Origin of the sequence: Anabaena sphaerica FACHB-251 (genome assembly GCF_014696825.1) — a bacterium.
Classification (GTDB): domain Bacteria; phylum Cyanobacteriota; class Cyanobacteriia; order Cyanobacteriales; family Nostocaceae; genus RDYJ01.
Genome location: NZ_JACJQU010000001.1, coordinates 802453 through 817954 on the forward strand (window position 1 = coordinate 802453; position 15502 = coordinate 817954).

The 15502-nt window shown below is 36.7% G+C and carries 15 protein-coding genes; 9 read left to right on the plus strand and 6 right to left on the minus strand.

What is annotated here, in order from left to right:
• Nucleotides 1-262: 262 nt before the first annotated feature.
• The 3 genes from hpnA (at nt 263) to H6G06_RS03535 (ending at nt 3040) form a co-directional block, all read left to right on the plus strand.
• Entirely contained in the window at nt 263-1246 is a 984-nt protein-coding gene (gene hpnA / locus H6G06_RS03525) for a hopanoid-associated sugar epimerase (RefSeq protein WP_190557100.1), read from the plus strand.
• A gap of 123 nt (nt 1247-1369) precedes the next feature.
• Nucleotides 1370-2389, plus strand: coding sequence for an adenosyl-hopene transferase HpnH (hpnH, locus tag H6G06_RS03530; RefSeq protein WP_190557102.1), 1020 nt, complete (start codon nt 1370-1372; stop codon nt 2387-2389).
• A gap of 210 nt (nt 2390-2599) precedes the next feature.
• Nucleotides 2600-3040 (plus strand): DUF29 domain-containing protein, encoded by a 441-nt coding sequence (locus H6G06_RS03535; RefSeq protein WP_190557104.1) that lies wholly within the window; start codon nt 2600-2602, stop codon nt 3038-3040.
• 21 nt (nt 3041-3061) lie between these two features.
• On the opposite strand, the gene H6G06_RS03540 is transcribed toward H6G06_RS03535, so the two are convergent.
• From H6G06_RS03540 to H6G06_RS03550, 3 genes are read right to left on the minus strand one after another with little or no spacing between them, the layout of a single operon-like run.
• Nucleotides 3062-4246 (minus strand): CDK-activating kinase assembly factor MAT1, encoded by a 1185-nt coding sequence (locus H6G06_RS03540; protein WP_242039581.1) that lies wholly within the window; start codon nt 4244-4246, stop codon nt 3062-3064.
• Nucleotides 4247-4250: 4 nt separating this feature from the next.
• Complete coding sequence (locus H6G06_RS03545) at nt 4251-5381, minus strand: hypothetical protein (RefSeq protein ID WP_242039582.1); 1131 nt, start codon at nt 5379-5381, stop codon at nt 4251-4253.
• A gap of 57 nt (nt 5382-5438) precedes the next feature.
• A complete protein-coding gene (locus H6G06_RS03550; protein WP_190557106.1) occupies nt 5439-5927 on the minus strand; it encodes a GNAT family N-acetyltransferase in 489 nt (162 codons plus the stop codon).
• 97 nt (nt 5928-6024) lie between these two features.
• Between H6G06_RS03550 and H6G06_RS03555 the strand changes: the two genes are divergently transcribed.
• The 3 genes from H6G06_RS03555 to H6G06_RS03565 all read left to right on the plus strand — a co-directional run bounded on the left by H6G06_RS03555 (nt 6025) and on the right by H6G06_RS03565 (nt 7147).
• Entirely contained in the window at nt 6025-6279 is a 255-nt protein-coding gene (locus H6G06_RS03555) for a YlcI/YnfO family protein (protein WP_190557108.1), read from the plus strand.
• Complete coding sequence (locus tag H6G06_RS03560; RefSeq protein ID WP_190557110.1) at nt 6272-6694, plus strand: PIN domain-containing protein; 423 nt, start codon at nt 6272-6274, stop codon at nt 6692-6694. The genes H6G06_RS03555 and H6G06_RS03560 overlap by 8 nt, the downstream gene beginning before the upstream one ends.
• Nucleotides 6695-6772: 78 nt before the next feature.
• The gene (locus tag H6G06_RS03565; protein ID WP_190557112.1) at nt 6773-7147 is read left to right on the plus strand and encodes a DUF2237 family protein; all 375 of its coding nucleotides are present in this window, start codon (nt 6773-6775) and stop codon (nt 7145-7147) included.
• A 120-nt stretch (nt 7148-7267) separates the two neighbouring features.
• Here the strand turns inward: H6G06_RS03565 and H6G06_RS03570 are convergent, their stop codons facing one another.
• Together H6G06_RS03570 and H6G06_RS03575 are read right to left on the minus strand one after the other, a co-directional pair.
• Nucleotides 7268-8098: a squalene/phytoene synthase family protein gene (locus H6G06_RS03570; RefSeq protein WP_190557114.1), complete on the minus strand. Its 831-nt coding sequence runs from the start codon at nt 8096-8098 to the stop codon at nt 7268-7270.
• 672 nt (nt 8099-8770) lie between these two features.
• Entirely contained in the window at nt 8771-9745 is a 975-nt protein-coding gene (locus H6G06_RS03575) for a cysteine synthase A (protein ID WP_190557117.1), read from the minus strand.
• A gap of 263 nt (nt 9746-10008) precedes the next feature.
• Between H6G06_RS03575 and H6G06_RS03580 the strand changes: the two genes are divergently transcribed.
• The 3 genes from H6G06_RS03580 (at nt 10009) to H6G06_RS03590 (ending at nt 14711) form a co-directional block, all read left to right on the plus strand.
• Nucleotides 10009-10314: a hypothetical protein gene (locus H6G06_RS03580; RefSeq protein ID WP_190557119.1), complete on the plus strand. Its 306-nt coding sequence runs from the start codon at nt 10009-10011 to the stop codon at nt 10312-10314.
• 12 nt (nt 10315-10326) lie between these two features.
• Nucleotides 10327-12408 (plus strand): dynamin family protein, encoded by a 2082-nt coding sequence (locus H6G06_RS03585; protein WP_190557120.1) that lies wholly within the window; start codon nt 10327-10329, stop codon nt 12406-12408.
• An 86-nt stretch (nt 12409-12494) separates the two neighbouring features.
• Nucleotides 12495-14711, plus strand: a complete 2217-nt coding sequence (locus H6G06_RS03590; RefSeq protein ID WP_190557123.1) for a dynamin family protein — start codon at nt 12495-12497, stop codon at nt 14709-14711.
• A 297-nt stretch (nt 14712-15008) separates the two neighbouring features.
• Here H6G06_RS03590 and H6G06_RS03595 read toward each other — a convergent pair whose 3' ends face one another.
• Nucleotides 15009-15461 carry a DUF6636 domain-containing protein gene (locus H6G06_RS03595; RefSeq protein ID WP_190557125.1) on the minus strand — a complete coding sequence of 151 codons (453 nt, stop codon included), beginning with the start codon at nt 15459-15461 and terminating at the stop codon, nt 15009-15011.
• Nucleotides 15462-15502 lie beyond the last annotated feature (41 nt).

Consider the following 15502-nt stretch of genomic DNA (forward strand, 5'->3'; position numbering starts at 1 on the left):
CTCAATAAAAATTGAGCTTACACTCCATTATATTAATATAACTATCTTACCACGTTGACCCCAACCTGAACCCCTAAAAAAAAGAAATTTTTTTGAAAAAAACTTATTAAAAAAACATTAATTAATAATTAAAATTTATCAATCACGAAAAATAACTCAGTTTTTTCATAAATACTGAAAATCCTTAAATTCTGTAAATCCTGATATGGCTACGCCATGCTATCAGACAATAATGAAATCTTGAGGAGTGAGAGGTCATTGAATGCGGGCTTTTGTGACTGGTGGTACAGGTTTTGTAGGTTCTCATGTAGTGCGATCGCTGTTAGAGTCAGGATACCAAGTTACAGCTTTGGTGCGTGGGAGTAGTAACTTGGGCAACTTAAGAGGTTTAGAGATAGATATTGTCAAAGGTGATTTAAATGATCCGCATATCTGGAAACAGATGCAAGGTTGTAACTACCTGTTTCATGTCGCTGCCCATTATTCTCTTTGGCAGAAAGACCGCGATTTACTATATCGTCATAATGTAGAAGGAACGCACAATCTGTTAGCAGCAGCGCAAAAAGCTGGGATTGAACGCACTGTTTATACAAGTTCTGTAGCAGCTATTGGAGTAGGAAAAGCTGGTCAGGTTGTTGATGAAACTTATCAGAGTCCTGTAGAGAAGTTGGTGGGAGACTATAAAAAGTCTAAATTCCTAGCTGAACAAGAAGCGATCGCAGCAGCAAAACAAGGTCAGGATATTGTGATAGTTAATCCTAGCAGTCCAATTGGAACTATGGATATTAAACCCACACCCACCGGAGATATTATTCTGCGATTTTTGCGACGACAAATGCCGGCTTATGTGGATACCGGTTTAAACTTTATTGATGTACGAGATGTAGCTAGGGGACATTTGCTGGCTTTACAAAAAGGAAAAGGGGGCGATCGCTATATTCTCGGACATCAAAATCTTAGCCTCAAACAACTGCTAGAAATACTATCCGACATCACAGGATTAAAAGCACCGCAAATATCTGTTCCGGCTTTTTTACCATTGAGCGTGGCTTGGGTAGAAGAGAAAATTCTCGCACCTTTAGGAAAAACCCCCACAGTTCCTATAGATGGTGTCCGCATGGCACAGCAACCAATGTATTATGATGCTTCAAAGGCCGTCCGCGAACTTGGTCTACCTCAGTCCCCTCTGAATGTAGCACTCAAGGACGCTGTTGACTGGTTTGTGTCTAATGGTTATGTGAAATGAAAAACCTCACCCCTTACCCCTCTCCTACAAGGAGAGGGGTAATAGCCCCCTTCCCTAAGATGGAAGGGGGTTGGGGGTTAGGTCTTCAAGTAAGTGGTGTTATCAAGAGAGGAGAATAGTTAAATGGCGATTAATCTACAACAAGCAATTGATATCGGAAAGTATTTAGTTACACAACGTCTGTTAGGGCGTAAACGCTTTCCCCTCGTATTGATGTTAGAACCGCTGTTCCGGTGTAACTTAGCTTGTACAGGTTGTGGAAAAATCCAACATCCTACAGAAGTTCTCAAACAAAACCTCACCCCAGAACAGTGTTTTGCAGCAGTAGAAGAATGTGGCGCACCTGTGGTTTCCATTCCTGGAGGAGAACCCCTATTACATCCCCAAATTGATGAAATTGTTAAGGGATTAGTAGAACGCAAGAAATATGTTTACTTGTGTACCAATGGTTTGTTATTAGAAAAAAGTCTCCATAAATTTCAACCTTCTCCTTATCTGAGTTTTAGCGTTCACCTCGATGGAATGCGAGAATGGCATGATAAATGTGTAGACAGAAAAGGCGTTTTTGATACTGCTGTACAAGCTATTCGCGCTGCTAAAGCCAAAGGTTTTCGTGTCACTACTAACACGACTATTTTTGAAGGTTGCGATGTCAAAGAAATGCAAGAGTTTTTTGACTTTCTGGAAACTCTGGGAACTGATGGAATGATGATTTCTCCTGGTTACGGTTACGCATGGGCCCCAGATCAGGATCATTTTCTGCAACGAGAACAAACCCGCGCTTTGTTTAGAGAAATTCTCACACCTTACACATCTGGTAAGAAGAACTGGAACTTTAATCACAACCCCCTATTCTTAGATTTTCTCATTGGTGAAAAAGACTATGAATGTACTCCTTGGGGTAGTCCTAGTTATAGTGTTCTTGGTTGGCAAAAACCTTGCTATCTCTTGAATGAAGGATACTATACAAGTTTCAAACAGTTGTTGGATGAGACTGATTGGAGTCAATACGGACGTGCTAGTGGTAATCCTAAATGTGCTGATTGTATGGTGCATTGTGGTTATGAACCAACCGCAGCAATGGATGCGATGCAACCGCAAAATATAGCCCGTTCTCTAACAACTGTGTTTGGTAGGGGGTAATTAGAGAAGTGTCTGAATCAGGATTACCAGGATTAATGGATTTACAGGATGGAAGAGTAATTTATTTACACTCAATTCTGTTAATCTTCAAATCTAGTAAATCCTGATTCTGATTCATACTTTATCTATAATTACTGATCTACAATAGAGGTATTTGAAATAATGAAAGGATAACAGCCGCTGATTATTTGTACAACGGGAGATAATACTATGACATCAAAACTTTATGAAACTGATTTTTATGCTTGGACATTGGAACAGGCACAACTATTAAAACAAGGAAAACTAAATCAACTTGATATTTTAAATTTAATAGAGGAAATTGAATCTTTGGGTAAGCGAGAAAAGCAAGAATTGAGAAATAGACTTGGTATTCTGATTGGACATTTACTGAAATGGCAGTATCAAAGCGATAAACGCAGTAATAGCTGGAAAGCAACAATTAGAGAACAACGTCGTCGGATTAAAGAACTTCTTGAAGAAAACCCCAGTCTGAAATCTTATTTATCGGAAGCAATTGTTTCTGCTTATCAAGATGGTGTAGATTTAGCAATTCAGGAAACTAATTTACCTGATACAATTTTTCCGGCTGAAAATCCTTATAGTAGTTCTCAAGTTATCGATGCTGATTTTTTGGTTTATCCAGAATAAAGTAAAATACTGATTTCCTAATCAAGTTAATAAGTCTTGATTAGCTTTATAAAGTTCTTGAACTATTGTGAGCATATCTAAGATTAGTAAGTTCCAATCAGCAATAGATTTGGGTATTAAATCATTAGTTTGCTTTGGACGCAAATGAACAATTTCATTTCTCAGCTTATTCAAATAGGAACTAGGAATCTTATTTTTTTTATTTGTATTATTGTCAATAGATTCAATTAATGCAAGAAGAATATTTAAAAACTCTTCACATTTAGGTTCTAATTTTAAATTTTCATCAAAATCCATACGAAATTCTTTGATTTGATTGATAAGTCTATCCAAATTATTTTGTTTATTTTGTTTGTTAGGGTATTCATATTGGTAATCAATGTCTATTGATTCCAGGAGCTTTTTTAGAGAATCTTCAAATCTAGGCTGTAAATTTATATGGTCAGAAAAATCACGATAAAAATCTTCCAGAGATTTATTTACCAATGCCAATTTATCATAAAAAGGTTTTAAAAAATATAGAGGCTGTAATCGTTCTATGCACCTATATAAATCTAAATAAGCAAACTTGAAATCGGAGGCTACATAACTCGCCAAAATATTTTCAAAAGGAATATATTGGTTTCCGCTCTCAAATGTATTTTTAAACCCTTGTAAAACCTCTGTACTATATGGTAGCAAACAATAACTTTTGCTTTTGCTTAGGCAAATACCTGTAATTTGGCTGAGTTCTTCTTTTTGAGTAAATCTGCTTATTATTTTATACAAAGAAATAGTCGGGAAACAATCTTTGAGGTTAAAATTACCTATTACTGTATCAAACTGAACTTGTTTAAATCCTTTTTGATTTATTTCCCAATCACTTTCCAAAATTTCCTGTAATATATCAGTATCTCCCGTAAGAGGTAATTCTAATTCGTCAACAATAGCGACCCAAGCACCTGAGTTAAGAGCTTCCTCTTGTAAAAAAGGGGGAATTTTATCTTTAAATTTATGATTGACCAATACTAAATAATTCTCATTTTCATAAGTTAACCACGAACTATAAAAATTAGGAAATAATCGTATTGTCTTATCAATATTTAGGTATTTTAGCCAGTGTATACAAGTTTCTTCACCATCTATTGTGTATTTTTCTTGTGTATTAACAACAGCTTGTATTTTTTCTACAACTTTTTTGATTGAGCTTGTTATATTTCTTGCCATATTTTTAGTACATTTTATGCCAGCAAACTGCAAAAGAATTAATTTCAGGTTCAGAAAAAATTACTTTGAATCCATCTAAAAAAGCTTGTCTATGTTTTTCTTTGGGAATAGAACGTAAGTTTTCTTTTAAAATATTCAAGGCAAGAAAGTTATGACGGTCTTGGAATTGAATTTTGCTTCTAAGTTTCTTTAATTTGAAAACTATATTGTTAAAATTATCCTCTACTTGTGTATGGTCTTTTTCAAGATTGCTTCCCAATAAACCAAAAGTTTTTTCCGCACAAGCTACCATAAAACCAACTCTTACAGTTTGATTATTGAAAACATAGCGGTCTTCAATTTCTGAGAGTAGTTGATCAATGTCGGTCATCAATACAAAAATGGTTTCAAATTTATCAATAATATGTCCCGATTTTTCCCTAATTAAACTCATAATATCTAAAGCTGCATGATATTCAGCTAATTGTTGTTTTTTGTCAATTCTGACTTTTCTAGAAGTAAATGCCAAAAATAGTTCTACAATTTCTGACTGTTTATATAATTTTTGTGAAATTAAATTGTCTAAATGAGGAATACGATATTTTAATTTTTGCAAAATTGGTCTAAAAACTACCTCTAATTGTTTATCAATTCCCCAAGGAATTTGGCCAGAGTTGAGTACCAACATTCTATACAATAAATCACCTTCATCTTGAGCAAACCAAAATTCAACTCTAAGATTATGATTAATATTGCATTTTCTCATCGCATCTTTTAATGCTTGTATTCTTTGCATCCCATCTAAAATAGTAATAATATTTTCTTTTTCTTCCTTATTGTTAAGTTTATTTTCAATCAAGCTAAAAAAATTATCTTCATTTATTTTTTTTATTTTTTTGCTATCATAAATAATTCCTAATACTATAGGAGGTAGTATTCCACCCTCTTTCAAATCTTCGACCATTTGATTACGAATAATTTTAGCAGACCTAGTTTGTAAAACTTCTCTCTGCTCATCAAGGTTGCCTTTTTGTTCGTGAATAGGTTGAATAAATTCTATGAAATCACGAATGCTCACTACTGTAAGCACAGAGTAGCAATTAAGATTTGTGTCTTCTTGAATATCAATTATTTTAAATTTCATAGATAGATCCATATTTTGTGGTAATCAAATTATATCTCACCAGTGTCTTGATTGATTAAACCTTTATTCTCATTCATTTAAATTCATCATCATCTCGTAAGTTGCCACATTAAATCCATTAGCTTCAAATAACTGCTTTGCAAATTCATTTTGGGCTGCAACTTGAAGTATCAATATTTGTGATCCTAACTGTTTTGCTGCATTTATGGAAGCATCTAACAGCAATTTTCCTGCTCCCATTCCCCGCGCAGATTCATCAATGTATATATCATGAAGCCATACCGCTGCTGGTGCAATATCAACAAAACTGCTTTCTTCTAACCGTATAAAGGAATAACCAACAATTTCATTTTCTACTTCTACAACTAAAACAACTGCTTTTGGATTGACAATTTCTTCAGCAAAAAAATAAAAAAGCTGTTGTTCGTGATTTTCAAATTCAACAAACCTAAAAGGATTGAAATTTTGATGTTGATGAATAAGTTTGAGTGCATAATTAATCACGGACTGATGATCATCTATGGTTGCTTTTCTGATGGTAATATTTGGCTGTTTCATTTTTTCAATGTGATTGGATATTTAGGAAATTCAAATTTAAAACATAGACTATAGTTACAATACATGATATCATAAAATAATTACATCAACTGTAACTATGGAACGAGAAGCTGTAACTATCCGTATTCCTGCGGTCTTGCTTCAACAAGCAAAGCAGTTGCGAGAAAGCAGTGAGTCTTTTAACGAGATGGTTGTGGAAGCGATCGCTCGCGAAGTGCGACGAAGGCGAGCCTTAGCAGCCCATCAACGAATTGTGGCTCGTAGTGCCGAAGTAGAAGCTACAACAGGTATTCAATCAACCTCAGTGGACTTGATTCGTCAGTTGCGCGCAGGTGAGGGAAGGCGTGACTAAGTGTATTGACACCAGTGTTTGGATTCCTTATCTTCTACCTGAAACACTGCAACCCCAAGCCAGAAACTTGATTATTCCCTTGTTGACATCAAATGTGCCTTTAGTTGCTCCGGCATTTGCATGGGCTGAAGTTGGGTCAGTGTTGCGAAAAAAAGTGAGATTGGGAGCAATTACCGCAGCACACGCAGAAGGTTTTTATGATGATTTCTGCCAAATGCCCATTGACTACCTTGATAGCGATGCTATCCGTGCAAAAACCTATGCGATCGCCGAAAAATTCTCTCTGGCAACTCTCTATGATGCTGCTTTTTTGGCAGTTGCCGAACTAGAATCTGCGGAATTTTGGACAGCAGATCAATCTTTGCTCAACACCCTTACATCATGTCCAATATGGGTTAAAAAACTAGAAGGATAAAATAAAGTTCAGTTAATAATTTTGGTTCTTCTCTCTGTTTCCTCTGCGTCTCTGTAGTTCGTTACACAATCTAAAAAAATGACAGAAGCTAAAAACGTACTCGGTACAAAACTAGAACTTTGCTGCACGTCTCCCATGACTGGATATTACCGCGACGGTTTCTGCAATACAGGTGGCCAGGATTTTGGGATGCACGTTGTTTGCGCTCAAGTAACAGAAGAATTTTTAGAGTATACAAAATCCCAAGGAAATGATTTAAGTACACCTGCACCTGGTTTCAACTTTCCCGGCTTAAAACCTGGAGATTGTTGGTGTTTATGTGCAGCCAGATGGCAAGAAGCCCTAGAAGCGGGTATTGCACCTCCAGTTGTTCTAGAAGCTACCCACTCTAGAGCTTTAGAAGCTTGTAATTTAGAGGATTTGCAAAAACACCGTGTAATTCGTAATTCATAATTCATTAAGATTCCCGAATTCTGTGAGAAGTCGGGAATCTTGTCCTTTTGATTTATGGCTACGGCTGCAAAGGTTAGATAAATCAAATAGGATGTAGGATGGCTATATCTTCAAAGACATTTAACCAGCTTTGACATTGACATCCATCAGGTTTTCAATCAAAGCATAAACATCACTACGGCTAAGTTTTTCCTTACCATTAGCCAAAGCATCAAGAGTACCATGAGCTAAGGCCAGAGGAATTTGACAGAATTGCAAAGCCGGTCCAGGAGGTAGAGAGTTAGTATAACTATCAGCCAAGGCCAGATTACGACGAGCATATTTTTGGAGATGATCGTGATTCCAACCTTCTGGAAAAAAGTCCACACCACGGGTTAAATCTTCAGTATTATTGCGGAGAATATTTACAGCCTGTAAACCCCGACCAAAACCAATCGCTTGAGTTCGGTTAGTTTCAGTTCCATCGTACCAAGACCATAAATCTGAAAGTAACAAGCCCACCGCACCTGCCACCCCAAATGTGTAACGGTCTAAATCAGATTCTGTTTCAATTTTCCAGTTTCTTTCTGCCCAAAAAGCCATCCTATCTGCCATTGCGGCGGTTGCATCCCAAATGCGGGGGGCAATGCTCTCAGGTGCTAGTATTGACCATTCTCTTACCCGCAGACTCACTTCTGCTAAAGAATTTTCGTACCCTTTGAATCCTACAGAGAAAGCATCTACCGGAAAACCATCAACCCCTGCTTGTAATGTCTGACTAATGTTTCGCAACAGATGTGCTTTGGTGGCATTATCCAATTGTGGATGATCTTCAATTTCGTCAATGGCACGCATACACAAGTAGGCTGATGCCACTCCTTCTTGCAACCCTGACGGTAAAATACTGATGGGGATATAAAAAGTTCGACTGGTTTCTTTGAGGATTTGCAATGCATCTCCGCGTAAATCCATTATTTCACTCCTCTCTTGATGTTCACACCATACGGGGATTTTTTGATGATACTGGATTGAGTTTCTACTCAAAAATATGAAAAACTATCTAGTATTTCATCTAAAAATTAATAGTTTATGGTATCCCAATTAACAAAAATCTCAAATCTATCGAAATTCTAGTCTAGTATATAGGTTTTTGGTAACAACAACCTTTTGTTGTGATAGGTGATTTCAGTTTTTGTAGTCAAAAAAATAACGGTCTTTTGACACTCTTCGGGAAGAAAGCCACGAAGATTATTGGTTCAATGAGTCCGCAAATATTATTCAATACCATGAAATCACTGAGGTTTAAACTTTTGACAATACTACTCGCTTTGTGAATCTAGTTACCGCTGATAGCTGCTCTAAGTAATAGACATCTCCGGTAATTAAATGTGCGTGGTTTGAAACCCTTGTAGAGACGTTCCGGCGGAACGTCTCTACCATATTTCCGGAGAGGTCTAATAATCTGTAGGTTTTGTCATCGCCCCCATTTCCTATGAAATGGTGACGATGAATAGAAAAAAAATCCGGCGTTGCTGAATTAGGGTATGAAATTGAAAAATCAATGATTTCAAACTCTTACTCTCTGTGACTGGAGCGCCTCTGCGTGAAACAAAATCATACTCTTAATCAGCAACGCCAAAAATCCTAACTAATAACCAATCCTTTACTAGCCAACCATTCGTGGTTAAATATGCGTGACTGATAGCGAGAACCACTGTCACACAAGATAGTAACAATAGTATGTCCTGGTCCTAACTGTTTCGCTAAAGCTACAGCAGCACCAACATTAATCCCAGTCGAACCACCCATTAATAAACCATCTTTTCGCAGCAACTGGTAAACAACTCGTAAGGCTTCTGTATCATCAACTTGAATGGCATCATCAACAGGTGCGCCTTCCATATTAGCTGTAATGCGACTGTTACCAATACCTTCTGTAATAGAATTGCCTTCTATCTTGATTTCGCCAGTTTTGATATAGCTGTATAGACCGCTACCCATCGGATCAGCAACGACGCATTTAACAGCCGAATTTTTTTCTTTAAGGCACATCGCTACACCGGCAAAAGTCCCACCTGTACCGGTTGCTGCCACCCAACCATCTATTTTACCGTCTGTCTGTGTCCAAATTTCTCGCCCTGTGGTCTCGTAATGGGCATTACGGTTAGCCAAGTTATCAAATTGATTAGCCCAAATAGCGTTTTCCATCTCGGCCGCAATTCTACCAGATAGCCTGACGTAGTTATTAGGGTCTTTGTAAGGTACAGCGGGAACCGGACGAACTTCTGCACCCAGGGTGGTAAGAGCGTCTATTTTTTCTTGGGATTGGGTATCAGGAATAATAATCAGGCATTTATAACCTTTAGCATTACAAATGTGCGCTAGTCCAATCCCAGTATTACCAGCAGTTCCTTCCACCACAGTACCACCGGGTTTGAGTAAACCTTTTGCTTCTGCATCTTCGATGATGTAAAGTGCAGCGCGGTCTTTGACTGAACCACCAGGATTAAGAAATTCGGCTTTGGCCAAAATTTCGCAACCGGTTTCTTCACTGAAGCTGTTTAAGCGAATCAGCGGTGTGTTGCCAATAGTGCCGACAAATCCTTGTTTTATATCCATGTTAATTGAGTTGAGTTGTTCCCTCTCAAATTTTGCCGTATTGCTGAATCTATTCTCAATGTCTGACACTCCCCCAAGTCAGAAATTTTTCCTCAATTTCCGAAAAGCAGCTAAAAAATGTTGAATCTCAGTGAATGAGTCAAGATAACTCTTTCCAGTTCATCTGCTGAGATAATTGAGGCTGAAGCTGTGGTTTTACTTTTGGTTGCTATTATTAGCGTAAGTTAAAATACAACAGAACTAACTAGATGGGGTGGATACAGATGACATCACCAGATGAACACAATCGAGAACTGCAAAGTAAAGTTGAAATGCGACTTCGGGAAATGGAAGATAGAATCCATGCTCATGAAGCGCCTTTGTATGAAACCGAGAAACATCAGCCAGAAAATTCCCAAAAATCTGGAATGAGAAAGGCTATTCTTGGTGCAAAACTTTTTGGTCTGGCAGTTGCAACACTCGTCGCAGTTCGCGTTGCTTCAGTTTTGGCTGGATTTGTTATTTTCGGTGCGTTGGCTTTTTTGGCTTATAAACTCTTCCTAGAATCAAAGTTCAAAAACAATAAATAGAGTTTCATCACCATGAATTATCAAGTTGATACTGACAAATTTATCAGTGATTTAGAGCGTGTTGCTCAAGTCCGTTCTGAAATTTCTGTTTGTCTAAGTAAGCTGGCTGAGACAATTAATCAAGCTGAATTAGCTGGTGATAATTCTTCAGGTAAACTTAGTTTATCACGAGATATTGAAGATATTACCGTTGCCAGTAAAAATCTCAGCCAAGGAGTATTTCGGCTTTTGGTTTTAGGAGATATGAAACGGGGTAAAAGTACGTTTCTCAATGCTTTAATAGGAGAAAATTTATTACCCAGTGATGTCAATCCCTGTACAGCAGTATTAACTGTTTTACGCTATGGAGCAGAGAAAAAAGTTACCATTCATTTTAATGATGGTAAAAGTCCCCAACAATTAGATTTTCAAAGCTTTAAATATAAATATACTATTGATCCAGCAGAAGCCAAGAAATTAGAGCAGGAGAAAAAACAAGCCTTTCCTGATGTTGATTATGCAGTAGTTGAATATCCTTTAACTTTGTTGGAAAAGGGGATTGAAATTGTTGATAGTCCAGGGTTAAACGATACGGAAGCACGCAATGAGTTATCATTAGGTTATGTGAATAACTGTCATGCAATTTTATTTGTGATGCGAGCTTCTCAACCTTGTACTTTAGGTGAAAGACGATATTTAGAGAATTATATCAAAGGTCGGGGTTTATCGGTTTTCTTCTTAGTTAATGCTTGGGATCAGGTGAAGGAATCATTAATTGATCCTGATGATTTGGAAGAGTTGGAAGCAGCCGAAACTAGACTCAGACAAGTATTTAAGGCCAATTTAGCTGAATATTGTTATCTAGATGGACAAGATATTTATGATGAGCGAGTGTTTGAGCTTTCATCAATTCAAGCACTCAGACGCAGGTTAAAAAATCCCCAGGCTGATTTAAGTAAAACTGGTTTTCCTGAGTTTATGGGGGCGTTGAATACCTTTTTGACTAGGGAAAGAGCGATCGCAGAATTACGTCAAGTCAGAACTTTAGCTAGACAAGCTGTAAATCATACCCGCGAAGCAATTGATAGACGTATTCCTTTACTTGATAAAGATGTTGATGAATTGAAACAACGCATTGATTCAGTTGAACCTGAATTTACCAAACTCAATAACATTCGTGATCAATTCCAAAAAGAAATTATCAACACCAGAGATACTAAAGCCAGAGCCATATCTGAATCTTTCCGCAGCTACGTTTTCAATTTAGGAAATACTTTTGAGAACGATTTCTTACGCTATCAACCAGACTTAAATTTGTTTGATTTCTTAAGTAGTGGTAAACGGGATGCTTTTAACGACGCATTACAAAAAGCATTTGAACAATATATCACTGATAAATTTTCAGCTTGGACTTTAACCGCAGAAAAAGATCTGAATGCAGCATTTAGAGAATTATCTCTTTCTGCTGCACAATATGGTGCATCCTACAGTCAAGTTACCGATCAAATTAACGAAAAATTAACAGGTCAAACAGTTAAAGTTAACGCCACAAATACTTCAGAAGATGATAACTCACCTGGTTGGGCAAAATGGGCAATGGGATTATTATCTTTATCTAGAGGTAACTTAGCTGGTGTTGCTTTAGCTGGTGCTGGTTTTGATTGGAAAAATATCCTCTTAAACTACTTTACTGTGATTGGTGTTGGTGGGATAATTACAGCCGTTACAGGTATTTTTCTCGGACCAATAGGCTTTGCGCTGCTGGGTTTGGGAGTGGGAATTTTACAAGCAGACCAAGCACGGAAGGAGTTAGTAAAAACCGCGAAAAAAGAGTTAGTTAAATATCTTCCTCAAGTCGCATCTGAACAATCTCAAGTTGTTTATGATGCAGTGAAAGAATGTTTTGATGCTTACGAAAGAGAAGTTAGTCAACGCATTAATGATGATATTAACTCCCGAAAATCGGAGTTAGACAATCTTCTCAAGCAAAAAGAGACACACGAAATTAATCGAGAAACTGAATTCAAACGGTTCAAAACTTTGCAGGAAGGTATCATTGAACAACTGCAAAAAATTGAATCTGCATACAGCAATTTATTAGCTTACTATAGCTAATTCAATGTAGAGGCGCACAACAAGATCCCCGACTTCTTCAAGAAGTCGGGGATCTGAATGAATACCAATTATTAAGTCAAGGAAATATGCACCAAAAATATCAAGATTACAGCAAACTCACGGATTCTATTAAATCAGCTTGTAAATTAATAGATTTGAATACAGAATCAACCCTATATAAAGATGTAACTGCTGTCTGTAATCATTTAGCCAATCCTAATTTTCAAATTGCGGTATTTGGTCCTTTTAATCATGGTAAATCAACTTTGTTAAATGCAATGTTGGGAAATCGCACTTTACCCATTGATTTAATCCCAACTACTGGTGCTGCAATTACTGTTAAATATGGTTCAACTCTCTGCACTCGCATTATGTTAATCGATGGGACAGAAATTTACCGCAGTGGAACAGAAGTTTTACAACAGTTTGCAGTTTTAGATGGAAATAGACAGATGCGAAAAGATGTTGCATCTGTAGAAGTTTTTTGTCCTGATTCTTTTTTAGAAAGGGGTGTGGAATTTGTTGATTTACCGGGAACTAATGACAGAGAAGCACAGGATAATTTAGTGCGCGATCGCTTATTAGGCACAGATTTAGTTATACAATTATTAGATGCTCGTAAATTAATGACTTTAGGTGAACGGGAAAATTTACGAGATTGGTTATTAGAACGTGGGATTAAAACCGTTATTTTTGTGGCTAATTTCTTAAATTTACTCGAACCAGAAGAACAAAAACAAGTTTATCATCGTTTGTTATTTGTTGCTGAAAGTTTCCGCGCTGAATTACCTCCTGGTTTTAGTAATTTATATCGAGTGGATGCTTTACCTGCTTTACGAGCTAGATTAAAAGGTGATGTTGCGCTTGCAAATAGTAGCGGTTTAGCAGCTTTTGAAACAGCTTTGCAGAATATTGTCGCAATTTTACAACAAAATAGCGGCGGAGTTCGTTTACCGAGAGTACAAGCCATAACTTCTCAAATTCAACCTTTATTAGTAGATAAAATTTATAAACTTAGCAGTGAAATTAAAACCTTTGATGATAAGGAAAATGCCAAAATCGAAATTAAACAAAAAGCTAAAAATCTAATTTATCGAGGTTTTAAAGTCAGCATAAATGAATTACAAGATTGGTTATCTTTACCTAACTTACTGGCTAAATATCAAGGAGATATTGCAGTTGCATTAGCAGAAAATAATTTACAATCTTGGCAAACAGGCACTTTTAAAAAAGACTTAACAGAATTACAACTATCAATCATGAAATGGTTGTATCAAGCTGATGATTTTTTCAAATTAGAAAGACCAGAAGATTTAAGAATTCCCTTTCCTAACGCACCCCAGTTAAACTTACCCACAAAACCAAATAATATTAATAGTAATGATTTAACTGAACCTGGTTCAATAGCTGTAGGTAGTGGTATTGGTTGGTTATTAGGTGGACCTGTGGGTGCTGCTGTCGTGGGAAGTATTTCTTATTTATTAAATAAAAACATTCAAAAAACCGAAATAAAATCAGCTAAAGATTCTTATCATCAAGAAGTAGCAAAAATTTGTATAACTGCGGCTGAAAAATATTTGTCTGACTTAAGTAGTCAAGGTTTATCTATTTTGGCTGAATATGAACAAAAAGCTACTAAAGTAATTAATTTCCAAGTTACTCAAGAACCAGGAGAAATTAGTCAAAAACGTGAAAACATCAAACAATTACAAACTGGGTTTAATCAATTATTGACGGAGTTAGAAAAAGTTAATATCAAAACCAAATATCAGCCTTATCAAGAAACTGCTAAATCTGCAAATACTCAAACATCAACTCAAGAAAATAGTACCAAATATACATATCCAGAAAAGAAAGTAGAACCACCACGTCAACAGGTTTCTACCCCTCCACCTCCTCCGCGTCAGGAAACTACTAGAAAAGTAGAACCACCACGTCAGCAGGTTTATACACCTCCAGCAAACCCCGCAGGAGTAGAAGCAAAATTTCGCGCTTGGGAACTGGATGAAGAAATAGCACAAATGAAAGCTAATATGAAATCCTCAAGTTCTCAGACTGGTAAACAGCAGTATCAAAATCCGCCAAAAACACAAGCAGAGAAAGATAAAATTGCTCGTGCTTATCAAATTTTAGGTTTACAACCTAATGCTTCTTTTGCTGAAGTGAAACAAGCATATAAAACTCTGGTGAAAAAATGGCATCCTGATTTATTTATGAATCAACCACAGATGCAAAAACAGGTACAGGAGAAGATGAGATTAGTGAATGAAGCTTATAATGTTTTAGATGCTATTAATGGCTAAATTTATTGAATATTTCTAAAAATTTAATTCAAAACTCTTATTTCTTCTAAGAAGTTGTTTGGGAAGTATCAGGTTTTATCGAGATACCCCTAAATCTCTCTTTTTAAGGAGGATTGGTAGTTTTAGAAACCATAAATTGCGCTTGCAGCAATGCGAGCATTGGAAAGTTTCAGTCGCCGAAAGGGTACTAAACCGATTAAAAATATAAAAAAATATCAACCCCAATCCTTCCCCCCTTAACCGACAAGTATTGAAATCTGTGGTATCGCTTGATGAAACAGCTTCATCTTCACAAAACTAAGGTTTTGAAATACCCAATACTCGCCATTTTTCCCGGCTTAGGAAGAAACCAGTGCCATTAGTATTAGTACAAGTTACTCCAATTTTTTGTGACACGCACTTAAACCCGCCATTATTCCAGGTCTGACCATAAGCAAGAACAGATTTATTCGGGTCAGCAATGGTATCACTAATACACAGAATTTCCGGTTTACTTGTCGCAGGTAATAGAAAACCACGTCCCCAGTCAAATTCACAATATCCAGAGTAAGGTTGAGGGGGTTTGGGTTTGAGTGAACTAGCAATTTCACAGCGTAAACTATTTGTACTAGTATCCTCACCTTCCATTAGCTCACAGAAAATATTGCCACTTGGGGTCTTAAACCCTTTTGGTGCCGCAAAACTTGCCTGTGATAATGATAAATTCACTATTGCACTTGCAGCGGCAATAAAAATTATTTGTTTGTACATAATGTAACTATGATTTCTCAAGAAAAAATTTGAGCATAACT

Excerpts from the sequence above, each read along its gene's own strand:
- H6G06_RS03580 (WP_190557119.1), top strand. The coding sequence starts at position 10,009 with ATGACATCACCAGATGAACACAATCGAGAACTGCAAAGTAAAGTTGAA.
- H6G06_RS03550 (WP_190557106.1), bottom strand. The coding sequence starts at position 5,927 with ATGAAACAGCCAAATATTACCATCAGAAAAGCAACCATAGATGATCAT.
- hpnA (WP_190557100.1), top strand. The coding sequence starts at position 263 with ATGCGGGCTTTTGTGACTGGTGGTACAGGTTTTGTAGGTTCTCATGTA.
- H6G06_RS03555 (WP_190557108.1), top strand. The coding sequence starts at position 6,025 with ATGGAACGAGAAGCTGTAACTATCCGTATTCCTGCGGTCTTGCTTCAA.
- H6G06_RS03565 (WP_190557112.1), top strand. The coding sequence starts at position 6,773 with ATGACAGAAGCTAAAAACGTACTCGGTACAAAACTAGAACTTTGCTGC.
- H6G06_RS03570 (WP_190557114.1), bottom strand. The coding sequence starts at position 8,098 with ATGGATTTACGCGGAGATGCATTGCAAATCCTCAAAGAAACCAGTCGA.
- H6G06_RS03545 (WP_242039582.1), bottom strand. The coding sequence starts at position 5,381 with ATGGATCTATCTATGAAATTTAAAATAATTGATATTCAAGAAGACACA.
- H6G06_RS03595 (WP_190557125.1), bottom strand. The coding sequence starts at position 15,461 with ATGTACAAACAAATAATTTTTATTGCCGCTGCAAGTGCAATAGTGAAT.
- hpnH (WP_190557102.1), top strand. The coding sequence starts at position 1,370 with ATGGCGATTAATCTACAACAAGCAATTGATATCGGAAAGTATTTAGTT.
- H6G06_RS03540 (WP_242039581.1), bottom strand. The coding sequence starts at position 4,246 with ATGGCAAGAAATATAACAAGCTCAATCAAAAAAGTTGTAGAAAAAATA.
- H6G06_RS03590 (WP_190557123.1), top strand. The coding sequence starts at position 12,495 with ATGCACCAAAAATATCAAGATTACAGCAAACTCACGGATTCTATTAAA.
- H6G06_RS03575 (WP_190557117.1), bottom strand. The coding sequence starts at position 9,745 with ATGGATATAAAACAAGGATTTGTCGGCACTATTGGCAACACACCGCTG.
- H6G06_RS03585 (WP_190557120.1), top strand. The coding sequence starts at position 10,327 with ATGAATTATCAAGTTGATACTGACAAATTTATCAGTGATTTAGAGCGT.
- H6G06_RS03535 (WP_190557104.1), top strand. The coding sequence starts at position 2,600 with ATGACATCAAAACTTTATGAAACTGATTTTTATGCTTGGACATTGGAA.